This is a genomic window from Sphingorhabdus profundilacus (genome assembly GCF_009769755.1).
GTDB lineage: Bacteria > Pseudomonadota > Alphaproteobacteria > Sphingomonadales > Sphingomonadaceae > Sphingorhabdus_B > Sphingorhabdus_B profundilacus.
Map to the genome: position 1 here is coordinate 144,818 of NZ_SDWJ01000001.1, position 17,121 is coordinate 161,938.

The 17,121-nt window shown below is 55.7% G+C and carries 18 protein-coding genes; 8 read left to right on the forward strand and 10 right to left on the reverse strand.

Going from position 1 to position 17,121, the window contains the following annotated elements; all coding sequences use genetic code 11:
• Positions 1–3: 3 nt before the first annotated feature.
• Both EUU23_RS00685 and EUU23_RS00690 read left to right on the forward strand, forming a co-directional pair.
• Positions 4–1,065 (forward strand): LacI family DNA-binding transcriptional regulator, encoded by a 1,062-nt coding sequence (locus tag EUU23_RS00685; RefSeq protein ID WP_160352223.1) that lies wholly within the window; start codon positions 4–6, stop codon positions 1,063–1,065.
• Positions 1,025–2,275, forward strand: a complete 1,251-nt coding sequence (locus tag EUU23_RS00690; RefSeq protein ID WP_343032664.1) for an MFS transporter — start codon at positions 1,025–1,027, stop codon at positions 2,273–2,275. Before EUU23_RS00685 ends, EUU23_RS00690 begins: the two co-directional genes overlap by 41 nt.
• On the opposite strand, the gene EUU23_RS00695 is transcribed toward EUU23_RS00690, so the two are convergent.
• The 7 genes from EUU23_RS00695 to EUU23_RS00720 all read right to left on the reverse strand — a co-directional run bounded on the left by EUU23_RS00695 (position 2,254) and on the right by EUU23_RS00720 (position 8,970).
• On the reverse strand, positions 2,254–3,531 hold the full coding sequence (locus tag EUU23_RS00695) for a sugar MFS transporter (RefSeq protein WP_160352224.1): 1,278 nt from the start codon (positions 3,529–3,531) through the stop codon (positions 2,254–2,256). The two genes, EUU23_RS00690 and EUU23_RS00695, sit on opposite strands and share 22 nt — an antisense overlap.
• A gap of 15 nt (positions 3,532–3,546) precedes the next feature.
• A complete protein-coding gene (locus EUU23_RS00700; RefSeq protein ID WP_246155974.1) occupies positions 3,547–5,892 on the reverse strand; it encodes a glycoside hydrolase family 3 protein in 2,346 nt (781 codons plus the stop codon).
• The gene (locus EUU23_RS14080; protein ID WP_246155977.1) at positions 5,825–5,998 is read right to left on the reverse strand and encodes a hypothetical protein; all 174 of its coding nucleotides are present in this window, start codon (positions 5,996–5,998) and stop codon (positions 5,825–5,827) included. Before EUU23_RS14080 ends, EUU23_RS00700 begins: the two co-directional genes overlap by 68 nt.
• 145 nt (positions 5,999–6,143) lie before the next feature.
• Complete coding sequence (locus EUU23_RS00705; protein WP_160352226.1) at positions 6,144–6,977, reverse strand: hydrolase 1, exosortase A system-associated; 834 nt, start codon at positions 6,975–6,977, stop codon at positions 6,144–6,146.
• Positions 6,965–7,654 carry an alpha/beta hydrolase family protein gene (locus EUU23_RS00710; protein WP_160352227.1) on the reverse strand — a complete coding sequence of 230 codons (690 nt, stop codon included), beginning with the start codon at positions 7,652–7,654 and terminating at the stop codon, positions 6,965–6,967. Before EUU23_RS00710 ends, EUU23_RS00705 begins: the two co-directional genes overlap by 13 nt.
• Entirely contained in the window at positions 7,651–7,911 is a 261-nt protein-coding gene (locus tag EUU23_RS00715; protein WP_246155981.1) for a phosphopantetheine-binding protein, read from the reverse strand. Before EUU23_RS00715 ends, EUU23_RS00710 begins: the two co-directional genes overlap by 4 nt.
• A gap of 12 nt (positions 7,912–7,923) precedes the next feature.
• Complete coding sequence (locus EUU23_RS00720; protein ID WP_160352229.1) at positions 7,924–8,970, reverse strand: GNAT family N-acetyltransferase; 1,047 nt, start codon at positions 8,968–8,970, stop codon at positions 7,924–7,926.
• 30 nt (positions 8,971–9,000) lie between these two features.
• Here EUU23_RS00720 and EUU23_RS00725 point away from each other — a divergent pair, with 30 nt between their 5' ends.
• Positions 9,001–10,521 (forward strand): acyl-CoA ligase (AMP-forming), exosortase A system-associated, encoded by a 1,521-nt coding sequence (locus tag EUU23_RS00725; protein WP_160352230.1) that lies wholly within the window; start codon positions 9,001–9,003, stop codon positions 10,519–10,521.
• A gap of 71 nt (positions 10,522–10,592) precedes the next feature.
• Positions 10,593–11,819, forward strand: a complete 1,227-nt coding sequence (locus EUU23_RS00730) for a pyridoxal-dependent decarboxylase, exosortase A system-associated (protein WP_160352231.1) — start codon at positions 10,593–10,595, stop codon at positions 11,817–11,819.
• On the opposite strand, the gene EUU23_RS00735 is transcribed toward EUU23_RS00730, so the two are convergent.
• Both EUU23_RS00735 and EUU23_RS00740 read right to left on the reverse strand, forming a co-directional pair.
• The gene (locus tag EUU23_RS00735) at positions 11,808–12,005 is read right to left on the reverse strand and encodes a zinc-finger domain-containing protein (protein WP_160352232.1); all 198 of its coding nucleotides are present in this window, start codon (positions 12,003–12,005) and stop codon (positions 11,808–11,810) included. The two genes, EUU23_RS00730 and EUU23_RS00735, sit on opposite strands and share 12 nt — an antisense overlap.
• 39 nt (positions 12,006–12,044) lie before the next feature.
• The gene (locus EUU23_RS00740; protein WP_160352233.1) at positions 12,045–12,593 is read right to left on the reverse strand and encodes a DUF4402 domain-containing protein; all 549 of its coding nucleotides are present in this window, start codon (positions 12,591–12,593) and stop codon (positions 12,045–12,047) included.
• Between the two features lie 115 nt (positions 12,594–12,708).
• Here EUU23_RS00740 and EUU23_RS14010 point away from each other — a divergent pair, with 115 nt between their 5' ends.
• The 4 genes from EUU23_RS14010 (at position 12,709) to EUU23_RS00755 (ending at position 16,653) form a co-directional block, all read left to right on the forward strand.
• Entirely contained in the window at positions 12,709–12,861 is a 153-nt protein-coding gene (locus EUU23_RS14010; RefSeq protein ID WP_218939474.1) for a hypothetical protein, read from the forward strand.
• Positions 12,854–13,771, forward strand: a complete 918-nt coding sequence (locus EUU23_RS00745) for an ABC transporter ATP-binding protein (protein WP_160352234.1) — start codon at positions 12,854–12,856, stop codon at positions 13,769–13,771. The genes EUU23_RS14010 and EUU23_RS00745 overlap by 8 nt, the downstream gene beginning before the upstream one ends.
• Positions 13,771–15,345: an L-aspartate oxidase gene (gene nadB / locus EUU23_RS00750; RefSeq protein ID WP_160353466.1), complete on the forward strand. Its 1,575-nt coding sequence runs from the start codon at positions 13,771–13,773 to the stop codon at positions 15,343–15,345. The genes EUU23_RS00745 and nadB overlap by 1 nt, the downstream gene beginning before the upstream one ends.
• Before the next feature lie 69 nt (positions 15,346–15,414).
• Complete coding sequence (locus EUU23_RS00755; protein ID WP_246155982.1) at positions 15,415–16,653, forward strand: dipeptidase; 1,239 nt, start codon at positions 15,415–15,417, stop codon at positions 16,651–16,653.
• 34 nt (positions 16,654–16,687) lie between these two features.
• Here EUU23_RS00755 and EUU23_RS00760 read toward each other — a convergent pair whose 3' ends face one another.
• Positions 16,688–17,083, reverse strand: a complete 396-nt coding sequence (locus tag EUU23_RS00760; RefSeq protein WP_160352235.1) for a GxxExxY protein — start codon at positions 17,081–17,083, stop codon at positions 16,688–16,690.
• Between the last annotated feature and the right edge of the window lie 38 nt (positions 17,084–17,121).

The following is a 17,121-nucleotide window of genomic DNA, read 5'->3' on the forward strand; positions in this document are numbered from 1 at the left end:
TATATGGCAAGACGCCGTCAGGCCGTCACCATCAAACATGTAGCTGCCGATGCAGGGGTGTCCCTGCAAACGGTCAGTCGCGTCATCAATAATGAACCTAATGTCCGACCGGTGATGAAAGACCGGGTGCAGGCATCCATCGACAAGCTTGGCTATGTGCCCTCCATCGCGGCGCAACGCATGAGTGGCTCGCGATCTTATCTGATCCTTGCTATAAATGATCGAGAACGCACAATCGCCGACTGGCAAACAAGACAGGGCACCGACTGGGTCGACCAGATGTTGTTCGGCGGCATGCTGAAATGCGCCGAACATGGCTATCGGATGATATTTGAACTGGTCGATACCCATAATGACCATGTCGAACGCGAATTGGGCGCGACGATCGCGGCGCTTCAGCCCGATGGAGTCATTTTGACACCACCGCACTCTGAAAATCCGTTGATAACCGGTTTTCTGGCGAAACGGAAAATTCCTTTCGCGCGCATCGGATCGATTACCGCCGGACCGGGTATCGCAATGACGATGGATGACGAAGGTTCCGCGCGCCGTGCCACCGATTATCTGATCGCCACGGGGCATCGTCATATCGGCTTCATTGCCGGTTCGAACGAATATGACCTTTCAAACTGGCGTATCGATGGATGGCGCAAAGCGATGGCGGCGGCCGGACTGGCCACTGATGACCTGTGTGTTCGCGGGGACTTTAGCTATGATAGCGGGGTTGCGGCGACCCATGCCTTGCTCGACCTTCAAACACCGCCGACGGCGATCATTGCCAGCAATGACCAAATGACGCTTGCGGCGCTTGATACACTGGGAAAGCGTGGCTTGAATGTTCCCGACGATGTCTCGCTTATCAGTTTCGACAATACCCCTGTCGTGCGATTTACCGACCCGCAACTCACTGCCGTCGATCAACCCATTGCCGCGACTTTTTCAAAAGCGGTCGAACTGTTGATTACCAACGGAAGCGCACATGAACTGCAACAACCCGTTGTAATTGTCGGAAGTCTGGTGGAACGTGGCAGCACTGCCCCGCCGCGTTGCGATGCCGCCAACTGAGCTGCATAACGCGCAAAGGCAATCGACGACCTTCATGTATCTATACGCGCTCGCAGTGTCGGGCGGCGCAGTGGCCTATATGCCATTTCTGACCATCTTGCTGCCCCTTCGGGTTACGGTCTTGGCGCCGGATACGATCTTGGCGACTTTGGCTGTGGCGGCATTTGCCGGTGCATTTTCGGCCAGCATATCCAACATTGCATTTGGTTGGGCCAGTGATGTCACGCGCCAGCGGCGCGGCTGGATATTGGCAGGATTGATCTTCTCGACCGCGTTACTGCTGGTCATGCCCTATGTGGCAGGCAGTTCCCTGTTGATTGTGATGATTGTTCTTTGGCAATTCGCGTTGAACATGATGCTTGCCCCACTTGCGGCATGGGCAGGCGATTGCATACCGGACGCGCAAAAGGGAATGCTGGGCGGCTTACTGGCCCTTGCCCCGGCGCTCGGCGCTCTGGCGGGGGCCATAGTTACGCTGGATTTTTTCGCGGTATTTCCGCAGCGAGAATTGCTGGTGGCATGTCTGGTCATCCTCATGGTCGGTCCGGTCCTGCTTTTTGGTCGCCCGCTGCCGATGCCCTGTTTGATGGAACGAAAGGGTAATGAGGCCGGCACATCAGAAACAGTCGAGCCTCAAGCGCATCCGGTTGCCAGAATGTGGCTGGCCCGTTTGCTGGTTCAGATCGCGGAGGCGTCGCTTTTCGCATTTCTCCTGCTCTGGTTCCGAAGTCTCGATCCGCAATTTGGCGAAAATGATGCAGCCGGTATTTTTGCTTTGGTGCTTGGAATGGCTGTTTTCCTGTCGCTGGCGGTTGGCTATTGGTCAGACCGTGAAAATCGTCCGATCCTCCCGCTGATATGGAGCGCGGGTGCCGCCGCGGTGGGATTATTGATGATGGCCCTGGCAGATGGCTTGTTGTTCGCCATTCTGGGGTATGTCGCCTTTGGCATTGCCAGCAGCATATTCCTCGCGCTGCATTCCAGCCAGACGTTGCGGGTCCTGCCCCGTCCACAACGGCGGGGCAGGGACCTTGGTATTTTCAACCTGACAAACACCGTGCCGTCGCTGATCATGCCTTGGCTGACTTTATTATTGGTACCAAAATACGGCTTTGACGCGCTGTTCCTTTTGCTCGCTGCATTGGCGATCATTGCTTGCCTTCTGTTGCTGACGATGCCGCGCGGGCGTCAGGCGGGTCTGCGGGCGTAAATACCGAAAGCGGCAATCACGGCATAACAGGCCATCGGTAAAATGAAGGCGAGCGCCAGGCTGGAGGTCAAATCGGCGATGATGCCCGTCAGCAAGGGAATGACCGCACCGCCAACGATGGCGACGTTGATGATCCCCGATCCGTCGGCTGCGCGCGAACCTAGCTTTTCACAGGCCAGCGTAAAAATGGTCGGAAACATAATAGCATTGGTCAATCCGACGGCCAGCAGGGCATAGCCCGAAATATGGCCATTGGTCTGGGTCGACAGGGTAATCAGCAGGATAGCGCCGAACGCCACGGTGGCCAAAAGCTTGCCGGGGCTAACCATACGCAATAGGGCAGAGCCGATGAAGCGGCCGACCATAGCGCCCCCCCAATAGAACGCGATCAGCTTACCTGCTGCCTGTTCCTGCAACCCCATGACATGGTCCTGCATCAGATAGTTGACGATCAGCGACCCGATGGAAACTTCGGCACCAACATAAAGGAAGATGCACAATGCACCGAAACCGAAACGGGGGCGCTTAAGCAAATCCAGCCCTGCAAGCCCCTCGCTCGCCTCATGCTTTTCGCCTTTCAGCGCGTTGCGGAACATCCATACGACGCCGGCAACCAGCGCGAGGGCAACGGCAATCCCCAAATAGCCATTAACAATTGCCTGGCTCTCGGCCGTCCGATAAGCGTCCAATTCAACCCCCGACAATTGATCGGCAGTCACGGTCGCCAAGCCGCCCAATATCAGGATTGAGCCGAAAAAGGGGAACACAGTCGTGCCGAGCGAATTAAATGCTTGGGCAAATGTCAGGCGGCTATGCGCGGTGGCAGGCTTGCCGAGTAGCGAGATGAGTGGGTTTGAAACCACCTGCACAATGACCACGCCGCTTGCGAGGACGAACAAAGCAAGCAGAAACACGCCATAGGTTGCGGTCTGGCTGGCTGGAATGAACAGCAGGCATCCAGCCATCATCGTCAGCAGTCCGGCAACGGCACCGCGCATATAGCCAATTTTTTTGACCAGCCGGGCGCCCGGAATGCCAATCACGGCGTAGGCCGTAAAGAAACAGAATTGCACAAGCATCGCTTGCGTATAATTGAGTGTGAACAATTCTTTCAATTTGGGGATAATGACATCGTTCAGGCTGGTGATTCCGCCGAAAATGAAAAAAAGGCCCATGACGAACAGTTGAAGCTGTGGGGCGTCAATGTGGGAATCGGTCGATTCCGGGGACGCGACCGCGCCAGGTTGCAAGGCCATATTTTCTCTCCCTATTTAGCGCGCCTTGCCGGGGCAGGTAACGCTTTCTTTTGTTTCTTCAATATGAACGGTGCGAATGGTGGCAACAAGCCCTTTTGGCGCCTGCATACGTATGGGGGAGCCAACAGAAGCGAATTTCGCACCTGCATCCGCAAAACAGCGAAGCGGGATGCGCGTCTGGATACGTGTTCCTGGGGTAGAGGCGGTAATTATGCCCTGAAGATTGAGTGAACCTCCGCTAACGCTCAATATGACGGGGCCTTTCACCTGTGTATCTATGCGCCAGTCTATCGCGAGCACCCAACCCTTGGCGAGTTGTGAAGAAAGATTGATCGCAGGGCCATTGATTGCAAATTCGCTCTTGGCATTCCAAGTGAACTGTCGCGCATCCTCCTGCGCGGTCAAGTCGACGGCGCGGGTGCTGACCGAACCGTTAATGTCGAGATGCCAAGGCGCGGGAATCTTGCCGCGCAGGATATAATTCGTTGTCTGGCTCATCATTGACAGGTCGACGCGTGGGTCTTCATTGGCAGGCACGAATTTCGCAGTGCTGCTGTAATCCAGCCCATAACCGACCGGGAAAAGCGGCTTTTCGAGCGAAGCACGTGCATCATCTGGCCACGCAAAAGGCAAACGTCCGGTAAAGTCGCGCGGCGATTTTCCGTTCGGTCCCGCAATCAGGACATCGGCAATGCCGCGGCCTTGGGTTCCGGGCAACCAAGCGGCCACAAATGCGTCAGCTTGATTGAGCAATTTTCCTGTAAACATCGGGCGACCAGACAGGAAAAGAACCACAACCGGAATATTCTGGGATTTCAGGCGAGCAATCAGCGCCTGTTCGTTAGCGGAAGTCCGATACGCCAGATCGGGCACGTCGCCCTCAAATTCTGCATAGGGCTTTTCGCCCAGAACAATTACGGCGACATCGGGTTTGGTGTCAAATACACCCGGCGCAGAAATGGTCGCTGATCCGCCACCGCTGGCAATTGCCTCGGACAATGCACGGCCAATGGTTTGGCCATTGGTGAAATCCGCTGCCTTTGTGTCAGTGCCTTGCCAGCTGATGGTCCAGCCACCCGCTTGCATGGCCATATTGTCCGCGCCGGATCCCGCGATCAAGACGCGTGAACCGTTGCGGACAGGCAATATGGCATTGTCATTTTTCAGGAGGACAAGCGATTTGGATACCGCCTCGCGTGCCAGTTCCAGATGCGCTGCCGATCCTATCATCGAGGTATCGCCGCGCTTGGTCAATGTGTCGCCCATAAGGCCGAGTTTAAATTTCACCCGTAAAATGCGACGGACGGCGTCGTCGATCCTCGACATCGGAATACGACCGTCACGCGCTGCTTTTAGCGTATTTTTGTATAGGCCGCGCCAACTGTCGGGGGCCATGAACAGATCAAGTCCGGCATTGATGGCATCTGGACAATCGGTTGGTGAACATCCCGCAACCTGGCCATGGCCGTTCCAGTCACCGACGACCAACCCTGAAAAACCCATCCGTTCCTTCAGCACATCGGTTAAAAGTGAACGATTGCCGTGGTGCTTAATCCCGTTCCAACTGGAAAAGCTGGCCATCACGGTCAGCGCGCCCGCGTCAATGGCGGCGGGATAACCTTGTGCGTGCTTCGCGATCAGTTCCGCTTCGCCAATTTGTGCATCCCCTTGATCGCGTCCGTCGGCGGTACCGCCATCAGCCAGAAAATGCTTGGCCGTTGCTGCAACATTTTGTGCAGCAAGCGGCTGTCCGGCGACCAGAGTACCTTGCAACCCGATTGTCATCGCCTTTGCATATTGCGCGACGAGCGCCGGGTCAGATGAATATCCTTCATAAGTGCGGCCCCAACGCAGATCCTGAGGCACAGCCAATGTCGGGGCAAAGGTCCATTCAATGCCGCTACCTGAAATTTCTGCGGCTGTTGCCGTGCCAATCCGTTGCAACAAATCTACGTCGCGTGCTGCACCAAGACCGATATTGTGCGGAAAAATTGTGGCATTGGGTAAATTTGAGTGGCCGTGTACGGCATCCACACCAAATAAAATAGGAATGGCCGCACCTGTTTTACGCGAAGCATTTCGAAATTGTGCAACCAGCTTGGCCCATTTCGCCGCACTCGCCCGTTCATTGCCATAAGGCCCGGAATTTCCGCCTGCCAACACCGAACCGAGTGGATAACGGGAAAAGTCGGATGGCTTGACCGCACTGATATCGGCTTGAATCAACTGGCCGACCTTTTGGGCATCAGTCATACGCGCAATAAGTGCATCAATTTCGGCTTCGACTTTTGCATCACGCATCTGCGCTGGGCTGGCTGCCGATGGCCAAGCGGCAGGATTCGCCGTCGATTCCGCTGCCATCAGGGCAGGCGCTGAAATCAGTGACAAAAGGGCAAAAGCGGCCATTGATTTCGGTCGGGGCATTGGTTGGATTTCCATCATTCTTGTGAACGTTATCATTATGCATCTGACTACATCAACCTGAATGGAAATCAAGGGCCAACGCACGGCCGTCCCATAATTGCGGGTTGTGTCAGTTTATTTGGCAGGAGGAATATGGAAAAAGGAAAAAGAAAGTCACCCAATACTTTACCGTCGCGGGCCTTATTTCATCATTCGTTTTGCATGGAAACTTCTCTACATCGGGTTTCGATCTGTCCGAACAGCCATCTTCGGGAGGCGTTATCCGCAAAGCTGTGGGATGCGCTGTCATACTGTTTCAGGCAAATATCTGACCTCGCCTTTGCCAAGGTAAACAGGGTGCTTTGCCATACACCCATAAACGCCATTGCTGTCCTATCTTTCCGCGCAATAAATATGCTTGCCGGGACCTCGGACCGTGCCAAAGCCTTCGCCAAATCTGCGGCCAATTTGGAAGGCTGCTGCTTTTGTGCGGCCGATGCCAAGCCACTGGCCAGTTTACGCAAATCAATTTTTCCAGTCAGCAAATCCATCATGCTGCGTGGATTTTTTAGTCTTGCCCAGTAACGGGCGCGAATGGCGTCCGCATTAGGGGAGGGTGGTTGTTCGGTGTCGCCGGACGGAGCATCAATAGTCCATGGGTTTGCAAGAATCAGGGCATCAATTGGAAATTTATGGTGGAATAGAACCAAAGCGCTCGCCGCATCACAATTGCCAAAAGCAATGATCCGCTCGATCTGGGGTGCGGCTGTGCGGAACGCAGCGACGGCCGCCGCAATGTCATCGGCGCTGTTTTCAAAACCGGTGTTCACGCCCTCGCTTTCGCCTATACCGCGTCGGTCAAAGCGAAAGACTGGATATCCCAGTGCAGCAAAATGTGCCGCCATTGCCGCTTGCCCGCCAAAGGTACCGCTGCGAATTTCATTACCGCCGCTGATGATGATGATGCCGGTTTGCAGGTCGCCCTGGTCGAGCGTGCCGACGAGCAAGTCGTCGCCGCATGCGAATGAAGTCATTTGGCGCATGTGGCACTCCACACATCCAGTCTGTGCGCCAATGCCAGGGACATTCGCGCGTCATCTTGCGGTTCAGTCCGCAACCACAAGGGCGACCCATCGATTTCGGCGTGCATAATCTGCTGAAACCGGCAGTGTTCGGACGGGATGGCGTCTTGCAAAGATTGCACCATCTCAAGGCTGAGATTATATCCCGAAAGCTCCAGAAAACCTGATTTTGCAGATGCCATCAAACTGTCGATTGTTGCGGTGATGCCAGCTTCCTTTTCGGCTACCAATCGGCTCCGCAGCATCGTTTTTAACAAGCTCGCGCCTTTGACAGGGGCAAGCCGCAATATCGGTATGTCTGCGACATCATCGATCAAGGTGCCGCCGCGGACAGATGCGATGTGGGTTGGCTTTAACTGGGTAGTGGCGTCGTTAACGGCAAGTCGCCAATCGCTGATGCATTGTTTCGAAATATCGGCCAAGCTTTCATTGCATCCCGGCAGATCGGGCAGCAGTGACCCTATGCCTAGGTCCGCCAATGCCCGCATTGTTTCAACCAACATCCGGCGCGTGCGATTCATCTCGTCAAATAGCGGCGGTATGATGATGATCGTCCGGGCAGCGTCACGTGTACCAAAGCGCAGGCAATGTTCGTGCTGTCCGTTAACGTCATAAGTCAGATATTCAGTCCGGGTCACTCTTCGACCTTGGACGATGCGAATGCGATAAGGCTACCCAAAGTTGCAAAGATATCGCCATCGACGTCGCCATCATCGATCATGATATCCAGCCGGTCTTCCATTTCGGTCAATAGACCGGCAACAGCCATGGAATCCAGCTCCGGCAACGCGCCAAATAACTCGGTGTCGTCATCCATCGCTGCAACCTGCCGCGCTGATAGGCCGAGTACATCAGTTAAAATTGCACGGACGGTCTCTTGCGTGTTTATGGACATTCCATTCTCCATTTATGCGGCATTGCGGCGCATTTGGCGCAAATGCAGGCGGGCAATCAATGGCCAGTTGGCAAGTGATCTGGGCCAGTACATGTCCAGCCTGTATCGCGGACGAACCGCATCCATCCAGTCCTGTTTATAGGCGTCGCTGCCAGTGCCAAAATCAATTTCATCCACTTTGTCGCGCTCAATCACATGCCGGAACAAGGCGGCCGAAAGCAAGGTTCCCGGCGAGGCGTCCAGATGTCTTTCGTCATGGGCAAGTTTATGGATCAACGCGATGCCATTTTCGACCGTCCAGAACTGGGCAGCAACGGGCTGGCCATCAATATATGCAAGTCCCAGCCGTAGAGTCCCCGATCCACTTTCATGCTGCGCCAATTGCTTTAGAAATTCGGGGCTGCCTTCCTGCGGCTTCCAGCTGCGGACGTAGACTTTTTCATAATCCTGCCAGCCTGTTTCAGAAAATTCGGTTTCGATCCGGATCGAAACGGTATTTTTCTTGGCCTTTCGCTTTACGGTGTTTTTCAATTGCCCGGGTCGGCTATCCCAATATTGTGCGAATGTCCGGCCATGAAGACGTAAATAGTGGTTCTCGTCGCATGCGGTCACATCCACGACCCAGCCTGCGTCTTTGAATGCCGCTGCAATCTTGCTGGCGGATCCATCTTCGTCCGGGACCGGGGCCAAGGTCAGGCGGCGGGTGCGCTGGCGTGCGGTATCGGCCAGTTGTCGCAACAATGACTGGCGTTGTTCTTCGCTATGAATGCTGCTGTAAATCGGGCGCCATGTAAAATTATACCAATTGGCGAGCGCTACATGATGGCCGCTTGCCTGACGCATCAACGGCAGCCATGCGTCGGCATCGCCAATCTGCGCCCTTAACAAAAGGGGCGGCTTATCGTGCAGCGCGATACGGTGCAACGGGCCGATCCAGGCCAGCCGGTCGAACAGGCAAGCCTGCCGTTCCCGGTCCATCCCTCCGCGTGCCGCCGCCTGCACGGTCAGGAAATTATCGTGATATTCACCTTTTACCGGCAAATATGTTACCCCTGACATGCTCCATAAACTCCAATCGAATATGACCCCATGATAACCGACCTGCCAGCGTTCCCGCTCGACCACTTGCCCTTATTTGGCCAAGCAGATGCGCCTGCGCTCGTCATCCGTGACAGGGTGTATAGTTATAAGGAGTTAAATCTCCGTATCGGTCGGCTGGCGGCCTGGTTAATGAGGGCAGGGCTAGCACCGGGTGATCGGGTGGCAAGTTGGCTCGGTAAAAACGAGATTGCCTGTCTGATGCCCCTTGCGTCGGTGCGCGCGTCGCTGGTTCATGTGCCGGTGAATCCACTTTTGAAAGCGGCACAGGTTTCTCATATCCTGACCGACAGCGGCGCGCAGCTATTGGTCACTAACGCAGGGCGGGGCGCGACATTAGAACCGCTGGCGCAAAACAAGTCGGGCTTAATTGGCTTTACAGACGAAAAAGAGGTTCAGGCCATCATCGATGACCCGAACGCCCCAGTTTTGCAGCCGCTGCCGGCCGAAACGGATCTCGATAGCCTGGCAGCTATCTTGTATACCAGCGGCTCGACCGGCCACCCCAAAGGCGTGATGCTTTCACACGCAAACCTTGCATTGGGTGCCGTCAGTGTGGCGCAGTATCTCAAGCTCTTACCTGATGACAAAACCCTCGCGGTTTTGCCTCTAAGTTTCGATTATGGCCAGAACCAGTTGTTGTCGACATGGCGCGCGGGGGGGTGTGTCGTACCTCTGGACTATTTGACCGCGCGTGACGTCATAAAGGCGTGCGCGAAACATCGCGTCACCACCCTTGCAGCAGTACCGCCGCTTTGGGTGCAATTGATCGAACAGAATTGGCCGGAGGACGCCGTCCGGAATATGCGCCGCGTCACAAATTCCGGCGGCGCTCTGACACCCAGCCTTGTAAAAATGCTGCGCAGCATTTTTCGCGGCGGGACAGATATTATTGCGATGTATGGCCTGACCGAGGCGTTTCGCTCCACCTATCTTGACCCTGAACTGATCGATGAAAATCCGACAAGCATGGGCAAAGCCATTCCGTTTGCTGAGATCATGGTGGTGACCGCAGAGGGATTGGACGCCGCGCCGGGGGAAGCCGGTGAGTTGGTCCATGCGGGTCCGTTGGTTGCCAGGGGATATTGGCAGGACAGTGCCCGGACCGCCGAACGATTCAAAGCTGCACCGGCCTTTTCCGATTATGGCGGCTTGGCGGTCTGGTCAGGTGATACTGTCACGCGGGACACGGATGGGCTGCTTTATTTTGTCGGGCGTGACGATGCGATGATTAAAACAAACGGCAACCGCGTGTCGCCCACCGAGATTGAGGAAGCGGCGGTCGAGAGCGGACTGGTCGCCGAAGCCTGCGCTCTTGGCCGCAAGGATGACTGGCTCGGTGCAGCGATTATCTTGTTTGTGCGCGGCAGCGGTGACGATGCCGGGCTAAAAGCGTATTTGAAGACGAAGCTCCCCAACTTCATGCAACCGGCTGAAGTGGTGTGGCTGGAGTCATTTCCGAAAAATGCCAATGGCAAACTGGACCGGACGACTTTGGCCCAAAATTTTTAGCGCGCGGTATGCACCGCATCCTAGCGCGGCATTTATCGAAACTTTACGCCTGATATTTATATCCGACAACGATGAAAGCGACGGGACCCATTCCAGCGGGCTATGACAGCATCGATGGTGAACTTGCGATTGGCGGGGTGCCTGCGTCTGCCCTGGCTTCTAAAGTGGGCGACACGCCGTTATTTGTTTATTCGTCGGACCATATTCAGGCGCGGATTACGGAGTTGCGCGCCGCGATGCCGAAGCGTTTGGCGTTGCATTATGCCATGAAGGGAAACCCCTATCCGCCCATACTTGCCCTAATGAATGGGCTTGTCGACGGGTTCGATGTTGCTTCAGGCGGGGAGCTTGAACTGGCTGTTGCGGCAGGTGTCGATCCGGCGCGGATTAGTTTTGCCGGCCCTGGCAAGCGCGACCGGGAGCTTGAACGCGCGATTTTGCTGGGCATCACACTTAATTGCGAAAGTGAAGGCGAAGTGACGCGTGCGCTCACAATCGGCGCAAGGCTCGCAAAAACACCGCAGCTTGCCGTTCGTGTAAACCCCAGCTTCGACCTCAAAGGTTCGGGCATGAAAATGGGGGGTGGGGCAAAGCAGTTTGGCGTCGATGCAGAGCGCGTACCTGCTCTTGTCAAACGCATCATCGCCGCTGGTGCAAAATGGCAGGGTTTTCACATCTACGCAGGCAGTCAGGCTCTTTCAGCCGATGCCATCATCGCCATGCAGGCGCAGACGCTGGCTCTTGTAGCCGAGCTTACTGAAGCTATCGGTACGTCACCGCCTAAGGTCAATTTGGGCGGCGGCTTTGGTATTCCCTATTTTCCCGGTGATGCGCCCCTCGACATTCATGCTGTTGGATTGGCACTCAACGCAAGCTTAAATGCCTTGCCCGACGCTCTTGCCGGATCAGATTTCTGCATAGAGCTAGGTCGCTTTCTGGTAGGCGAAGCAGGCGTGTATCTGACTCGCATCATTGATCGAAAAATCAGCCATGGCGAAACTTTCCTCGTCACCGATGGCGGGTTACACCACCAGTTGGCAGCGAGCGGCAATTTCGGCACGGTCATCCGGCGCAATTATCCGGTGGCCATTGCAACCCGCTATGGTGCCGAACCGACGGAGGTTGCGACCATCGTTGGATGCCTTTGCACCCCGCTGGATAAACTATCCGACAGCGCCCATCTGCCGCGCGCCGAAGTCGGCGATCTGGTCGCTATTTTTTGCGCGGGAGCCTATGGGGCGAGCGCGAGCCCGGCAAATTTCCTGGGCCAAGGGCCAGCGACGGAATTACTGGTTTAGACCGTTATCCGCCGGTCCGCCGATCAGGACATAATGTCGGTCGCAATAGCCGCAATCGACATAGCCTTTGTCGTCGATTTGTAACCAGACACGGGGATGGCCGAGTGCGGCTGGAATATCGCCGCTGCCATCGCATGCTATGCGGGTTTCACGGACGCGGATGGTTTCGGGCTGAAAATTGCTCATTCGCGGCGCTTAGCAAAAGCGCGCTACGGCTGCAACGGCTCAGAAATAGTTGAGTGTAATTGACCAGTTGCCGGTATATTTGCCCGGTGCCTGATTAGCACCCACTTCCAATGTCGCGCCGATCGGGAAGGTGAAGATGCCATTTGCTGCGGCGATCCGGAATCGAAGCGGTGCAGTTGTCAGGACGGCGGTCGGTGTGCTGCCGATCACAAAAGTCCGTACCCGCATCGGCGCGCCGGGACCCGTAATCAGGATGCTATTGGCACCCAGAGATATGTCGACGCGCTGGTTAAAATTACCCTGTCCGGAAAAAGTGGCTGTGCTTTGGCCGCCACCGACTAGCACGATGCCATTGTTGGCGGTCCGCGTTCCGGTAGGTGCCATGACGACCGTGCCCGCTAATGTGCCGGGAATGAGGGAGCCAAAATCCAGATTATCATCGATGACAAAAGATAACGGGCGGACAACGGTAATTTCCGCATTGGCCGGTTCTGTTTCGGCCAATGCGGGGCTAGCGCCCGAAATCGCACAGACGGCAGCGACCGCCATGCCCAGTTTGGCCGGATATTTATAAGATGCCCCACACATGTTGCTCGGCATAAGGCAACAACAGTAAAGATATTCTAAAAAATCAGGTCTTGATCCACGGCTTTTTCAGAGGAAATTGACCGTAACGGTAAAATTGCCTTGATACGCCCCGCCTATGGCCAAAAACCGGCCGAAACAATCGATCCACCCCTTCGATATAATCCGCCGCTATACTGATTTGGTATGCAAAATGGGTGAATGGACCCTTATCCATGTTTCGCACGATTGCACCCGTGTCACGGCTTCGCTATCGCTGGTGCATGTCTGATAAAGCAATAACCATTCAAAACCTCTCCAAAAAATATGCAGGCGGCAAGCAGGCGCTGGAAGATGTCAGTTTTGACGTAGCTCAGGGGTCCATTTTCGGGCTGCTCGGGCCGAACGGTGCGGGCAAATCGACGCTGATCAATATCTTGGCTGGTCTTGTGATGAAGACATCCGGATCGGCATCGATCTGGGGATTCGATATTGACGTTAACCCCCGTAACGCAAAAGCCTCGATCGGGATCGTACCACAGGAGATCATGTTCGATCCCTTCTTCACGCCCAAAGAGGCGCTGGAATTGCAGGCAGGGCTTTATGGCGTGCCAAAGGCAAAGCGCAAGACCATGGAATTGCTGCGCGCTGTCCGGCTAGAGGATAAGGCAGATGCCTACGCCCGCACGCTTTCGGGCGGCATGAAGCGGCGGTTGTTGGTAGCCAAGGCAATGGTGCATGCCCCGCCCGTGATCGTACTGGATGAGCCCACCGCCGGCGTCGACATCGAATTGCGGCAGCAACTATGGGATTATGTGGTCAAGTTGAACCGCGAAGGCGTGACGGTTGTTCTGACCACCCACTATCTGGAAGAAGCCGAACAGCTGTGCGACCGGATTGCGATCATCAACCATGGCAAGCTGATTGCCAACAAACCGACCAGGGAACTGGTCGGGATGGCGCGGGAAAAAGCGGTTGTCCTGACCCTTGACCGGGATGTGACCGAGGCGCCAAAGCATGCGGCCTTCGAAAAATCGGAACTGGTTGCCGACCGGACCGTGGAAATCACCTATAACAAGGATCGCATGAACGCAGGCGAGGTCCTGGCCGCCATGCAGGGGCTTGGCCTTGGCATTGTGGATGTGACCACGAAGGAAGCAGATCTGGAAGATGTGTTCCTGCGGTTGACCAGTAGCACGTGATGGAAGCCGATGTCCTCATCATTGGGTCCGGCGCGGCGGGTTTGACCGCGGCGTTGCAGCTGGCGCAGAAATACAAGGTTGTGGTGCTGGCTAAAGGCGCGCTGTCCGACGGCGCGACGGCCTGGGCGCAGGGCGGCATTGCGGCGGTGCTGGAACCCGGCGATACGTTCGAAAGTCATATCGAAGATACGATGATTGCAGGCGGAGGCTTGAATAATCGGGCCACCGTCGAATTTGTCGTCGAAAATGCACCCGAGGCCATCGAACGGCTGGCGAAACTGGGTGTGCCCTTCAACCTTGATGGCAATGACTGGCATTTGACGCGGGAGGGCGGGCACAGCCACCGGCGCATCGTCCATGTCGATGATGCCACCGGATGGGCCGTGCAGCAGGCATTGGAGGCGGCGGCAAAGGCGAACCCAAGTATCAAGTTGGTCCCCGATATGGTCGCCATCGACCTGATCATGGGCCGGCATCAGGAACGCTTTTCAACTTCCGGACGTATTCACGGCGTTTATGCGCTGAACCGCAAGACTGGCAAGGTCGAAACCTTTACCGCGCGCGCGACCATATTGGCGTGCGGCGGTGCGGGGCGGACCTATCTTTATTCCACCGCCCCGCGCGGTGCGACCGGCGACGGGATTGCCATGGCGTGGCGGGCGGGATGCCGTATTTCCAACATGGAATTCATGCAATTCCACCCCACATGCCTCTATAATCTGGAGGTCAAGAATTTCCTGATTACCGAAGCTGTGCGCGGCGAGGGCGGGATATTGAAAAACCCGAAGACCGGGCATCGCTATATGCCCGACTATGACGAGCGCGCCGAACTGGCCCCGCGCGATATCGTCGCCCGTGCCAATGACGCCGAGATCAAGCGCGATGGTCTGGACTTTGTGCATCTGGATATCAGCCATAAGCCTGCGGAATTTGTGAAAGAGCATTTTCCGAACATTTATGAAAAGCTGATCGGTCTTGGCATCGATATCACCAAGGAACCCATTCCGGTTGTCCCGGCGCAGCATTATACCTGTGGCGGCGTCTTGGTCGATCTCGACGGCCGGACCGATGCCCCGGGACTTTATGCGGCGGGTGAAGTGACTCAGTCGGGGCTGCACGGCGCAAACCGGTTGGCATCCAATTCGCTGCTGGAATGTTTCGTATTCGGAGATGCCTGCGCGCGGCATATCGACGCCCATTGGGATCGGTTGCCATTGCCACCGTCAATTCGGCCATGGGACGAAAGCCGGGTCACCGACAGTGATGAAGAGGTTGTGATTGCCCAGTGCTGGCGTGAAATTCGCCAGTTCATGTGGAACTTCGTGGGAATCGTCCGCACGACAAAACGGCTGGAGCGCGCGCAGCATCGCATCGATCTGCTGCGCCGTGAAATCGAGGATTATTACAGCCATTTCCGTGTTACACCGGACCTGATCGAACTGCGTAATCTGGTCGAGGTCGCCGACCTCATCATCCGGTCTGCTTTGTCCCGTCATGAAAGCCGCGGGTTGCATTTCACCCTTGATTATCCGGCTTTGTCGAAACAGGCTATCGATACGATATTGGTACCTTGAGCCGATGAAAAGCATTTCTGGAGACCCCATAATCGGGCATGAACAGCTCTCGATTTCAGGAGATATCCCATGGCAGGTCGGAACAGCGTGATGACTTTGAACTTACGGCGGATTGTGACCGTTTCAGCTCTCGCATTGATCGCAGCCGCTGTCCCGGCAAGCGCTGCAACTCCTGAAGAGACGGCGCGCGAGGTGCTTTCCAAAACGCCCGTGATTGACGGGCATAATGACACGCCGCACCAGATTGCCGAGCTGTTTGATCGCGACTTTTCGAAATTCGACCTGAAGGGCCTGTCACCCGACATATTGGCCAAGACGCACACGGATATCCCTACCTTACGCGCTGGTTTTCTGGGCGGGCAGTTTTGGTCCGTCTATGTCGACGCAGCATTGCCGAAGCATGAGGCGGTGACCCGCACCGTCGAACAGATCGACGTCGTGCGCCAGATGATCGCCCGCTACCCCGATGTCTTCGTCTATGCCGACACGGCGGCGACCGCAGAGGCGGCCATGAAGAAAGGAAAGATTGCTTCGCTCATCGGGATGGAAGGCGGGCACTCCATTGGCAGTTCGCTGGAGATTTTGCGCCAGATGCATGCCCTTGGCGCGCGTTATATGACGATTACCCACAGCCTGACGACCGATTGGGCGGACAGCGCCACGGACGCGCCTAAACATGACGGCCTGTCGCCTTTTGGCTTTGAAGTGATCGCCGAGATGAACCGTCTGGGGATGATTGTCGACCTCAGCCATGTGTCCGAGGCTACGATGCATGACGTGCTCGACAAAACACGTGCGCCTGTTCTGTTCACGCATAGCAATGCGCGTGCCGTAACACCGCATCCGCGCAATGTGCCGGATTCGGTGCTGAAGCGTCTGCCGCAAAATGGCGGCGTGGTGATGGTGACCTTCGTCCCCGGCTTTACGTCGCCCGAACGCCGCCAATGGGAATATGACCGCTCGGCAGTCGCAGGCCGGGCCAAACTGGAGTTTACGGGAAATCCGGAAGGTGAAAAAGCCGCCGTCGCCACGTGGATTGCCGCACATCCCCAACCCAAGGCGACACTGGCGCAGGTCGCCGACCATATCGACCATATCCGCAAAGTGGCTGGTATCGACCATATCGGAATCGGTGGCGATTTTGGCGGTGTGGACGAGCTACCCGTTGGTTTGGAAAATGTATCGACCTACCCGGCGCTTTTCGCCGAGTTGGTGCGGCGTGGATATTCCAAAACCGATCTGGCGAAAATTGCCCAGGGCAATGCGTTGCGGGTAATGCGCGGTGTCGAGGCGGCGGCTGAAAAATAATCTCACACGAAGACACTAAGGCACAAAGAAGAGATTAAGTCAGTTTTGACAGGTCGCCATTGGCGATCCGTCGCACTCCTTCTTTAAACGGTGCTCCACCGAAATTCATCTGAAGCCCAAGCGGCAAATCGAGCAATCTTAGATAGGTTAATACTTGTCGGCCATGAACGGGTGCTAATCGTTCACAAGACTTTAGTTCGATGAGCAGCTTTCCTTGGACCAGTATGTCCGCTCGAAATCCTTCGTCGAATACACGTCCATTGAAATGGATCGAAATGGGTTTTTGCCTTTCCACAGACAGCCCTCGCTCGGCGAGGCTGTCTGCCAAAACCACTTCGTAAACGCTCTCTAATAATCCTGGCCCGAGGGCGTTATGAATTTTAAAACCGCAGTCAACAGCGACGGTTGCCAGTCTCTCTAACTCTTTCAAATTTGTATCTTCTTTGTGCCTTTGTGTCTTTGTGTGAG